This is a genomic window from Isoptericola hypogeus (assembly GCF_039531145.1).
Taxonomy (GTDB): domain Bacteria; phylum Actinomycetota; class Actinomycetes; order Actinomycetales; family Cellulomonadaceae; genus Isoptericola; species Isoptericola hypogeus.
Genome location: NZ_BAAAPM010000008.1, coordinates 243,178 through 253,939 on the forward strand (window position 1 = coordinate 243,178; position 10,762 = coordinate 253,939).

Genomic DNA, 10,762 nt, shown 5'->3' on the forward strand with positions numbered 1-10,762 from the left:
GCGCATCACCTCCTCGATGAGGGCCGCGACGCGCGGCCCTGTCCGCGAGCGACGTGCCGGGCCTTCCGGCACGCTGGCTACACCATGGTTTTAGCACTCGGCCCCCGAGAGTGCCAGCCCATCCCGATCGCCGTGGGCGAACGCCGCGGGCACGCGTTCAACGAGGGGCACCCGCTGGTCCGCCGCGTGCACGGCCTCGGCGCGGAGCGCGGCCCGTTCTCAGGCGAGCGGGCCGCGCACCACGGAGTCGCCCGAGTGGGCCGGGTCGCCGTCCAGGGGCTCCTCGGAGACGTCGACGACGGGGTAGGCGGCCAGGTCGAGCCCGTCGGGGACGTCGAACCGCCCTTCGGTGCCCTCGAGGATGCCGAGGCTGACCAGACCGCTCACGTCGGCCCTCAGGAGCCACACCTCCCGGTACGTGCCCTCGGGCGCAGGCGCGTCGACGGAGACGACGATCTGCCGTCGCCCGTCCGCCGTCTCCTGCACGACGGCCTCGCCCGACGCGTCGGGCCATGCCGGCAGGGGATCCAGCACCGCGCTGGCGACCGTGGTCTCCGCCGGCTCGACGGACCGGCGCTCCCAGAGCACACCCCCGGCGATCCCGAGGACCAGCGCCGCGCACGCCGCCACGAGCGCCGGCCACCACGCGCGCCGCTCCCGTGCGGGGGCGAGCTCGACCACGTCGGCCCGCGGCGCCTCGTCGTCCCCGCCGGCGTCGGCGTGCTCCGACGCCCCGCTCGCACCGCCCGGCGCGAGCGTGTCCGGAACCTCGGTGAGCCCCAGCTCGCGGTGCACGCGCGACCAGACCTCGGGAGCCGGGGGGACCAGCTCCGGCGCCGCGGACGGCGACCGGGCGCTGTCGACCGCGCGCGCGAGGTCCGCGACCGTGCGGGCGCACGCCGGGCAGTCGTCGAGGTGGAGGCGCTGCCCGGGGTCGAGCACGTCCTCGCCGAGCGCGCGGAGTGCGAGCGTCTCGTCATCGATGTGGGGCACCGTCCACCTCCAATCGGTCGCGGAGCCTGATCAGGCTTCGTCGGACGTGACTCTTGACCGTGCCGAGCGGCAGGTCGAGCTCTTCCGCGATCTGGACGTGCGTGAGGTCGCGGAAGAAGGCCAGGCGCAGGATGGTACGCGCGGGGTCGCCGAGGCGGCGCAGCTCGTCCTCGATGAGGACCTGGTCGGCGACCCGCTCCACCGAGGGGTCCGGGCCGGGCGCGGGGGCGGTCGCGGCCAGGGCGGTCGCCGCGTCCTCGGCACGGTGGGCCCGGGCTCGGGCCTGGTGGGCGTCGGCGACGGCGTGGCGGGTGACGCCGACCAGCCAGGCCGGCAGCCGGGACCGGTCGGGGTCGTACCGGGTGCGGCTGCGCCAGGCGGCGACGAAGACCTGCTGCGTCACGTCCTCAGCGTCGGCACGCGACCCGAGCGACCGCAGCGCCATCGTGTGCACGAGGGCCGACCAGCGTGCATAGGCCTCGGCGAGCGCGGACTCGTCCCCGTCGGCGAAGCGCCGCCCCAGCTCCCGCACGTCGAGCTCGGCGTCGTCGAGCGTGGCGTCGTCGGCGTTCAGGGCTCGTCCTCGGGCTCTGGCGGCGGCCGGTAGGCGACACCGCGGTCGGTTAGTGCCGATCGTAGGGGGAGGGCGCCCGTCCGGACCACCCGCGCGGACGGTCCGGCGTGGTCAGCGCGCAGGGACCGCCGTCACCACGACGTTCTGCGCGTACGAGCGCGCCTCTGCGTCCCACTCGCCGCCGCACGTCACGAGGACGAGCCGCGACGGCCCGGAGCGGTCGAAGACCGCGTCGGGCGACAGCTCGTGCTTCGCGGTCGCGCGGAGGTTCGTCACTGTGTAGTTGTGCGTGGTGCCGTCCTCGGTGCGGACGCGCACGACGGTGCCGGTCTCGGCACCGTTCAGCCGCGCGAACGGGCCGACGCTGTCCTCGTCGTCCACGTGCGCGGCGACGACGGTGGTGCCGGCGGGGCTCGCGGGCGCGGCGCCGAACCTGTACCAGCCCGCGACGTCGGCCGAGCCGGGCAGGGCCATGGCGCCCCGGTCGTCCACGCCGGTGGCCCGGACCGGCACGGTGATCCCGAGCGCGGGCACCTCGACGCGCACGGGAGCGGGCGGTGCCGGGTCGGGGGAGTCCTTGGCGGGTCGGACCGGGACGTCGGCCGCGGGGGTGGCGGCGCGCCGGCCCTCCGTCGCGCCCGGGGTGCGCTGCGGTGCGGCACCGACGCCGTGCGCAGGACCGTCCCCGGCGCGCGACGTGGGCGCCGCGTCGTCGGCCGCGCAACCGGCCAGCGCCAGGGCGGCCGCCACGACCGCGGCGCGGACGGCACCCTTGCAGGCCGCCCGCGCCACGATCGTGCGAGGAAGCGGCGTCATCCGCGCCGCGTGTGGCGCGAACCGCCGGCCGCCTGCCGCGCGCGCTCACGACGCGCCCCGAAGAGCATCGCGACCGACGCGACGAGGAAGAACCCGACGATCGAGAGGCCGACCGCGATCGCCCCCGTGCTGAACCCGCTGCTCGGCGCCTCGACACCGGCGGCGAGCCCGGACGTCCCGGCAGGCACGCCGCCGGGCGACGAGTGCAGGCCCTCGATGGTCTGGGTGGCCAGCGCCAGGTTGTCGTCCTCCAGGCTGCCCCAGGCGTATGCGATCGTGCTGACGCCGTCGGCGACCTCGACGTCCGCCGGCCCGAGGACCGGTTCGGTGGTGCCCGCAGCGGCGACCGACGCCGAGACCGTGCCGGCGGGCAGGTCGAGGGCCTCCTCGTCCGGGTTCTCCAGGCCGGAGATCACGGCGTCGCCGCCGGCGAGCACGTCCACGGCCGGTGCGGCAGCCACGTGTCGGACCGTGAGCCGCCCCTCGCCCGCGGCGGTGGCGGAGATGTCGTTCGTGAACAGCGTCGCGGTCGGCTGCCCGTCCGCGTCCAGGTGCGCGACGGCGGTGTAGTTCCCGCCGGCCTCGAGCTCGAGGTCGATCGGCCCGATCACCGGGTCGCTCGCGTCCTCGGCGTCCGCGGCCGTCACGGCGACGGCGTAGGTCCCGGCGGGAAGGTCCAGCGGCCCCGCCATGTCACCCGGCTCGAAGTCGTCGACGGTGAGCTCGTCGTCCACCCACACGTCCACCGGGGTGTCGGGGACGCCGTGCATGACGGACAGGACGGCGCCGTCGGCGGTGTCCGCCGCTGCCGAGGGTGCCGCTGCCAGCGCCGTGAGGCCGATCAGGGCGGCGGCCGATGCGCCCACCAGCGCTGCGCTGCGTCGTGGGGTGCGTTCCATGGTGTCCTCCGGGTCTCGACGTCCTCCGCCAGGACCTGCGTGTCCTGACACCCCCTCTTCGCCCCGCGGCGGCCGGACGGATGCAAGAAAGTTGAAACCCGGAAAAGTCGCCTGGCTAGCGTCTCTCGTCGTGGCGGCCACCGAGCGGGCGGCACGACGGAGGTCCCCGGCGATCGCCGGGGCCCTCCGTCGTGATCCTCAGAGGTCGAGCGGCCGGAGCACGGCGGTGATGCCGTGCGCGATCTGCGCGTTGCCCTTGTTGAGGTCGAGCTTGCTGGCGACGAGGAACGGGTTGAAGTCGTCGCGGTCCTGGTCCACGAGACGGACCAGCGGGAACCACCTGCTCAGCACGTCCACCCGGAACGTCGCACCCTGGGCGGTCGTCAGCTCGGCGTCGTCCGACCGCAGCGCCTGGCGCGCCGTGATCGTGGCGCCGGGGACGACGTGGTAGAGCAGCACCTGCTCGACGGCGTCGATGCCCACCGCCCCGGCGATCCGGTTCAGGACGCCCCGCTCGGTGCGTTCCCACCGGTGCGTGAGGTCGAACGCCAGCAGCTGGAAGGCGCGGTCGTTGGGCAGGAACGCGGTCAGCGGCACGGACCCGTCGGCGAGCACGGCGACCGGGCTGTCCGGCTTGGCGGCGAGCACCGCGGCGACCGCCTGGTCGGCCACGTCGAAGTCGTACCAGTGGCGGTCGAACGTGTCGCCGTCGGCCGCCAGCACCTCGGCGAGGCTCGTCGTCCCGGACGGCGGTGCGGCGGGTGCCGCAGAGGCGGCCGGGGCGGCCAGGGCCATGCCGACCGCGGCGAGTCCCACGGCGCTCGTGGCAGCTACCGAGGTCCGGAGGAACTGTCGAAGCTTCATCGTCGTCGACTCCTTCGTGGATCACCTGGGTCACGGCCCGCACGGGCCGCGGGGCGTACGTCGACGCCCATCCACTCTTCGGCCCGCGGGGCCGTCGCGGATGCACCCGGTCTCACCGGCAGCCGGGCTGCTCGAGCGCGGCGCCCAGGGCTGGGAGGCGTGGGGCGTCGCCGTCCCGACGGACGGACTGCCGGCGCCGCCCGCGCGCTGACCGGCGGGCCCGCCGCCGGTCAGATCTCCGAGGTGGGCCCCTGGGCGGCCGGGGGCCACGCCGGCGTGCTCGCGGCCGTGTACGGCTTGCCGGGCCAGTAGGCCCATTCCTCGAAGTCCTCGACCCGTCCGTCCTCGTCGAACCGCAGCACCCAGAGGTCCTTGTACTCCTGGGCCTCGGGCGCCGTGTACTGCACCCCCACGCGGACGACGGCAGAACGGCCCTCGACCGCCACCGGCTCCGCCGTCATGGTGAACGTCGACCCGGCGTCGACGGTCCAGAAGTCCTCGATCGCCGCGTGCCCCTGCAACGCCTGGTCGTAGGGCGAGCGGGCGTAGCTCGCCTCCTCGGTGAACAACCTCGGGACTGCCGAGGCGTCGCCGTCGCGCCACGCGCGCTCGTAGCCCTCCACCCAGCTCATGACCTGCTCGCGGTCCATCGCGGAGCCTCCTTCGTCGTTCGTCCGGTAGTCGGCCGTGTCGTCACGGTAGTCCCGTTCGACAGGGCTCCCGCCGGCGTCGAGCACCTCGTCGACCGTGAGGGGGCCAGGGTGGGGTCGAGGTCCTCGGCGTGGGGCGCGCCGCGGTCAGCCCCGCCGTGCTCCGTCGTGGTGGTGGTCGTCATGGTCGCCGGTGGCGTCGCCGCCCTGGGTCTCGCCTGCGTGCATCCGCTCTCGATGCCACGGTGAGGCATGCGCATCGTCGTCGTCGGACAGACCGGGAACGTCGGCACCGCCGTCCTCAGGGCGTTGGCGGCCGCACCGGAGATCACCTCCGTCCTGGGGGTCGCCCGCCGCCTTCCGGACCGAGCCGCCCAGCCGTACCGGGACGCCGAGTGGGCGGCCCTCGACCTGGCGGGGGACGAGACCGAGGTGGTCGAGCGGCTCTCGACGCTGTTCCGCGGGGCCGACGCCGTCGTGCACCTCGCCTGGCTGATCCAGCCCAACCGCGACCGCGACCTGCTGCGCGTGACGAACGTGGAGGGCACCCGCCGGGTCGCGCGGGCTGTGGTGCGCGCCGGCGTCCCGCACCTCGTCGTCGCGTCGTCCGTAGGCGCCTACTCGCCCGGCGGCGGCGACGTGCCGCGGGCCGAGGACTGGCCGGCACGAGGCATCCCCACGTCGCACTACAGCGTCGACAAGGCCGCCCAGGAGGACGTGCTGGACGAGCTCGAGCGCGACCACCGGGAGGTGGTCGTCGCGCGGATGCGCATGGCGCTGGTGTTCCAGGACGACGCCGGGGCGGAGGTGACGCGGCTGTTCGTCGGTCCGGTCCTGCCCGTCGGGCTGCTGCGCCACGTACGACCTCCCCTCGTCCCGCTCCCGGCGGGGCTGCGCCTCCAGGCGGTGCACGCCGACGACGCGGCGGACGCCTACCTGCGGGTGCTGCTGCACCGGGCGGGCGGTGCGTTCAACGTCGCCGCGCCCGACCAGCTGCGGGGGCACGACATCGCCCGCGTGGTCGACCACGGCAGTGTCGTCGAGCTGCCGCCCCGGCTCGTGCGGGCCGCCCTCCGGCTCGCCTACGACGCGCGGGTGGTGGCGTCCGACCCGGGCTGGCTCGACATGGGGATGGCCGTGCCGGTCATGGACACCGCCCGGCTGACGACCGAGCTCGGCTGGCAGCCCCGGTTCACGGCGGCCGAGGCGCTCGAGGAGGTCGTGCGCGGGATGGCGGAGGGCCGGGGGATCGGCTCGGCCCCGCTGCGTCCGGCGCCCACGCGGCCGCCGGACGGGTCCGTCGTGCCGGTGCGGGCGCCGGGCGGGGCGTCGGTGCCCCCGGAGATCGACCGGGAGCTGCTCGGGCTGTACTTGTCCGACCACCTGACCGGCGCCACGGCCGGCCTCGGCCGCGCGGAGCGGATGGTCGGCGACTACGGCGACCTGCCGCTGCACGCCGAGCTCGTCGAGCTGGCCGAGCAGGTCCGCGGCGAGCGCGAGCTGTATCGCGGGCTCCTTCAGACGCTCGGGCTGCCGCCGCGCCGGCACCGCCAGCTCGCCGCCGGGGTGGCGGAGCGGCTCGGCCGCCTCAAGCTCAACGGGCGCGTCGTGCGGCGGTCGCCGATGTCGGTGGTGCTGGAGACCGAGCTCATGCGGTCCGCGGTGGTCGGCAAGCTGGGTGGCTGGCAGACGCTCGAGGAGCATGCCGACGCCCTCGGCCTGGACCCGGTGCGTTTCCGCGAGCTCGCCGAGCTCGTCCAGCGCCAGCTCGCGACGCTCGACCGCTTCCACGAGTACGCCAGACGGCGCGCCTTCCGCGACCCGGCATGACGCCGCCGGCCCCGTGCTGCCCGGCGGCCGCTCCGGGTCCGCCACGCCCGACGTCTCCTGCCGGACGTGCGGGCACGCTGGTTCCGGCGGAGCCTGGACGGTCTCGCGTCGAGCAGTGGCGGTGCACCACGACCAGGGAGGACCACATGAGCGCCCCCGAGGACCGGACACGCAACGTGTTCGTGCTCGGCATGACCGACCTGCAGCGCCAGGAGCTGGGGCGGATGCGGCGCGCCTCGCGCTACGCGTTCCACCCGCTGCTCGACTACGGAACGCTCGTCCGCGACACGGACCCCGACTTCGACGCCCTGCTCGAGGCGGCGCGCGCACAGCTCGCCGACTTCCCGAGCCCGGTCGACGCCATCGTGTGCCACTGGGACTTCCCGAGCTCGCTGCTGGCCCCGATCCTGGCCCACGAGCACGGCATCCCGGCCCCGTCCGTCACGAGCGTCCTCAGGTGCGAGCACAAGTACTGGAGCCGGTTGGAGCAGCGGCGGGCGGTGCCCGAGGTGGTTCCCGGCTTCGCCGCGTTCGACCCGTTCGCCGACGACGCCCTGGGCCAGGTCGACCTGCCCTTCCCGTTCTGGGTGAAGCCGGTCAAGGCGCACTCGTCGAACCTGGGGTTCGAGATCCACGACGAGACGGAGTTCACGGCGGCCCTCGACGAGATCCGGGCAGAGATCACCGACGTCGGTGACGCCTTCAACCAGGTGCTGCGCCGGGTGGAGCTGCCGGAGAGCCTCCGAGGAGCGGGCGGGAACACCTGCCTCGCGGAGGAGGTCATCACCGGGATCCAGGTCGCTCCCGAGGGCGTGGTCGCCCGCGGCAGGTTCAGCGTGCACGGCATCGTCGACATGCACAGGGACGGGCACAGCATCGACCACCTGGACTATCCCGCCGTGACGGTCCCGGCGGAGGTGCAGCAGCGGATGGTCGACACGGCGGAGCGCTTCCTGCACCACATCGGCTACGACGACGGCGCCTTCAACGTCGAGTACATGTGGGACCGCGAGACCGACCTCCTGCGGCTCATCGAGGTCAACACCCGCATCTCCCAGTCCCACACCGAGCTCTTCCTCAAGGTCGACGGCACGTCCAACCACGAGGTGGCCATCGACGTCGCGCTGGGCGAGGCCCCGCAGATGCCGCACCGGGAGGGCCGGTTCGCCGTCGCCGGCCAGTGGCACGTCTTCCACGACGCGGACGCGATCGTGCGCAGCGTCCCCGGGAAGGAGCACCTGGCCGCGCTCGAGCGTGCCCTCCCCGACACCAAGGTCACGCTGCAGGTGGCGCCCGGCGACCGCCTGGCCGACCTGCCGCACCAGGACAGCTACCGGTTCAAGCTGGGCAGCGTCTACCTCGGGGCCGACGACCACGCCCAGCTCGCCGACCGGTTCCGCCAGGCGATGGAGCTGCTGCCCTTCGAGCTCGATCCCGTCCCCGAGGAGAAGGAGGTCCCTGGATGAGGACCGTCACCGACCTGCCCCACCAGGTCGAGACCGTCGAGAACGTGTTCATCCCCGTCCGCGACGGTCAGCGGGTCGCCGCACGGATGTGGGCGCCCGTCGACGCCGCGACGCGTCCGGTGCCGGCCGTCGTGGAGTACATCCCGTACCGCAAACGGGACGCGACCCGCGGCCGGGACGCGGCCAACCATCCCTACATCGCCGGCCACGGGTACGCCTGCCTGCGGGTGGACCTGCGCGGCAGCGGCGACTCCGACGGCGTGCTGGTGGACGAGTACCGCCCGCAGGAGCTCCGCGACGCGGAGGACGTCATCGCCTGGATCGCGGAGCAGCCGTGGTGCGACGGCAACGTCGGGATGATGGGCATCTCCTGGGGAGGCTTCAACGGCCTGCAGGTGGCGGCCGCCGCACCACCCGCGCTCAAGGCGGTCATCAGCGCGTCGGCGACCGACGACCTGTACGTCGACAACATGCACTACATGGGCGGCTGCCTGCTCGCGGACAACCTGTCCGAGGCCACGGTCATGTTCGCGTTCAACAGCCTGCCGCCCGACCCTGCCGTCGTCGGGGACCGCTGGCGCGAGATGTGGCGCGAACGCCTCGAGGGCAGCGGGCTCTGGCTGGACACCTGGCTCCGGCACCAGCGCCGCGACGACTACTGGAAGCCGGCGTCGGTCTGCGAGGACTACTCCCGGGTGCGGTGCCCGGTGATGGCCGTCGGCGGCTGGGCCGACGGGTACACCAACGCGATCTTCCGGCTCCTGGAGCACCTCGACGTCCCCCGCAAGGGCCTCATCGGCCCCTGGGGGCACCGCTACCCGCACCTCGGCGTGCCGGGCCCGGCCGTCGGCTTCCTCCAGGAGGTCGTGCGCTGGTGGGACCACTGGCTCAAGGGCCGCGACACCGGCCTCGACGAGGAGCCGATGCTGCGTGCGTGGATGCAGGACAGCGTCCCGCCCAGCGCCTCGTACGAGGACCGTCCCGGCCGCTGGGTCGCCGAGCCGAGCTGGCCGGCGCCCGAGATCGCCGACCACGAGTACCGGTTCACGCCCCATCGCCTCGTGCCGGCGGGCGCCGGGCCCGCCGCGCCCAGCGGCGACGAGGACGAGGCCGGCGAGCACCGGGTGAGCCTGAGCTCGCCGCTCAGCGTCGGGATGTTCGCGGGCAAGTGGGCGTCCTACTCCGCAGTGCCCGACCTGCCGTACGACCAGCGTGAGGAGGACGGCGGCGCCCTCGTGTTCGACACCGAGCCGCTGACCGAGCCCCTGGAGATCCTCGGTCTGCCCCGCGTGGAGCTCGAGGTCTCCGCCGACCGTCCGGTGGCCCAGCTTGCGGTCCGGCTGTCCGACGTCGCTCCTGACGGGGAGGCGACGCGCGTGACGTACGGGGTGCTGAACCTCACCCACCGCGAGGGCAGCGAGCACCCGCGGGCGCTCGAGCCGGGCCGCACCTACCCGGTCACCGTCCAGCTCAACGGCATCGCCCAGTCCCTGCCGGCCGGGCACCGGCTGCGGGTGTCGATCTCGACGTCGTACTGGCCGTTGGTCTGGCCGGCCCCCGAGCCGGTGACCGTGACGATCACGACCGGCAGCAGCGCGCTGTACCTGCCGGTCCGCCGTCCCCGGCCCGAGGACGAGCGCCTCTCGCCCCTCGGCCCACCGGAGGCCGCGCCGGAGGAGGAGACGACGGTGCTCGCCACCGGCCAGCACTCGTGGCGTGTCACCCGAGACCTCGCCAGCGACGTCTCGACGTTGCAGATCGTCAACGACCAGGGGACCTTCCGGCTCGAGGAAACCGGGACCGTGATCCACCGCGACACGCGTGAGTGGTACAGCTTCCGCTGGAACGACGTCACGTCCGCGCGCGGCGAGACCCGCACGGTCCGCCGGCTGGACAACGGCGACGACTGGCGCGTCGAGGTCGTCACGCGCACCGTCATGACGTGCACGGCGTCCGAGTTCCTGATCAACGCGCAGCTCGACGCGTACGAGCTGGACGAGGAGCAGGGGAACCCGCGGGTCTACTCGCAGAACTGGCGGCGGCGGATCGCCCGCGACCTCGCCTGAGCCGACCGGTCGCCCTCAGCGCCGGTGCGCGGCCTTGATCACGGAGCGCGCGGTCGCACTCAGTGTCGTGCCGTCCCGGTCGCGCATGGCGAGCAGGACGGCGTAGGCGTCGGCCGTGTCGACGCCCATGCTCTGGGCAAGCACACCCTTGGCCTGCTCGATCACTACCCGGCCCTCGAGGACCCGCGTCAGGCGGCGGGTGATCTCGTCGTCCAGGACCCGCTCGGGCTGCGCGACGACGAGCGTGAGCATGTCCGCGATCGCGCGTGCCGCGCGTCCGCTCGCCTCGTCGAGGGTGCGCGCCTCGCGGCCGAAGAGGTTGAGACCGCCGAGGGCCCGGCCCTGCCAAGCGAGAGGGTAGGCGTGCACGCGCCGGAAGCCGGCGTCCACGATCGCGCGACCGACGACGGGCCAGCGCTCGAGGATCGTCGAGGAACCGACCGCGACCACGGGCCGGCCGGTGGTGCACACGTCCACGCACGGCCCCTCGTCGCGCTGGGCCTGGTAGATCTCGAGGTGCGTCGTGACGTGGTCGGTCGCGGCCAGCACCTCGAGAGGGGCGTCGTCGGACGGCCGCACCAGCAGCCCAGCGGCGGCGCCGTCC

The 10,762-nt window shown here is 74.2% G+C and carries 10 protein-coding genes; 3 read left to right on the forward strand and 7 right to left on the reverse strand.

Features of this window, described 5'->3' with window-relative positions:
• Positions 1 to 219 precede the first annotated feature (219 nt).
• From ABD254_RS16785 to ABD254_RS16810, 6 genes are all read right to left on the reverse strand, one after another.
• Positions 220 to 993: an anti-sigma factor gene (locus ABD254_RS16785; RefSeq protein ID WP_344249754.1), complete on the reverse strand. Its 774-nt coding sequence runs from the start codon at positions 991 to 993 to the stop codon at positions 220 to 222.
• On the reverse strand, positions 977 to 1,525 hold the full coding sequence (locus tag ABD254_RS16790; protein WP_344249755.1) for an RNA polymerase sigma factor: 549 nt from the start codon (positions 1,523 to 1,525) through the stop codon (positions 977 to 979). The genes ABD254_RS16785 and ABD254_RS16790 overlap by 17 nt, the downstream gene beginning before the upstream one ends.
• Positions 1,526 to 1,678: 153 nt before the next feature.
• Positions 1,679 to 2,383 carry a class F sortase gene (locus ABD254_RS16795; RefSeq protein WP_344249756.1) on the reverse strand — a complete coding sequence of 235 codons (705 nt, stop codon included), beginning with the start codon at positions 2,381 to 2,383 and terminating at the stop codon, positions 1,679 to 1,681.
• The gene (locus ABD254_RS16800; protein WP_344249757.1) at positions 2,380 to 3,282 is read right to left on the reverse strand and encodes a DUF4397 domain-containing protein; all 903 of its coding nucleotides are present in this window, start codon (positions 3,280 to 3,282) and stop codon (positions 2,380 to 2,382) included. The genes ABD254_RS16795 and ABD254_RS16800 overlap by 4 nt, the downstream gene beginning before the upstream one ends.
• Positions 3,283 to 3,480: 198 nt before the next feature.
• The gene (locus ABD254_RS16805; RefSeq protein ID WP_344249758.1) at positions 3,481 to 4,146 is read right to left on the reverse strand and encodes a fasciclin domain-containing protein; all 666 of its coding nucleotides are present in this window, start codon (positions 4,144 to 4,146) and stop codon (positions 3,481 to 3,483) included.
• A 230-nt stretch (positions 4,147 to 4,376) separates the two neighbouring features.
• Positions 4,377 to 4,796 carry a YybH family protein gene (locus tag ABD254_RS16810; protein WP_344249760.1) on the reverse strand — a complete coding sequence of 140 codons (420 nt, stop codon included), beginning with the start codon at positions 4,794 to 4,796 and terminating at the stop codon, positions 4,377 to 4,379.
• A gap of 252 nt (positions 4,797 to 5,048) precedes the next feature.
• Between ABD254_RS16810 and ABD254_RS16815 the strand changes: the two genes are divergently transcribed.
• The 3 genes from ABD254_RS16815 to ABD254_RS16825 all read left to right on the forward strand — a co-directional run bounded on the left by ABD254_RS16815 (position 5,049) and on the right by ABD254_RS16825 (position 10,158).
• Positions 5,049 to 6,626, forward strand: a complete 1,578-nt coding sequence (locus ABD254_RS16815; protein WP_344249762.1) for an NAD-dependent epimerase/dehydratase family protein — start codon at positions 5,049 to 5,051, stop codon at positions 6,624 to 6,626.
• A 146-nt stretch (positions 6,627 to 6,772) separates the two neighbouring features.
• A complete protein-coding gene (locus ABD254_RS16820; RefSeq protein WP_344249763.1) occupies positions 6,773 to 8,092 on the forward strand; it encodes an ATP-binding protein in 1,320 nt (439 codons plus the stop codon).
• Positions 8,089 to 10,158 (forward strand): CocE/NonD family hydrolase, encoded by a 2,070-nt coding sequence (locus tag ABD254_RS16825; protein WP_344249765.1) that lies wholly within the window; start codon positions 8,089 to 8,091, stop codon positions 10,156 to 10,158. The genes ABD254_RS16820 and ABD254_RS16825 overlap by 4 nt, the downstream gene beginning before the upstream one ends.
• A 15-nt stretch (positions 10,159 to 10,173) precedes the next feature.
• Here the strand turns inward: ABD254_RS16825 and ABD254_RS16830 are convergent.
• A partial coding sequence (locus ABD254_RS16830; RefSeq protein ID WP_344249766.1) for a GAF and ANTAR domain-containing protein occupies positions 10,174 to 10,762 on the reverse strand: 589 nt, incomplete at its 5' end.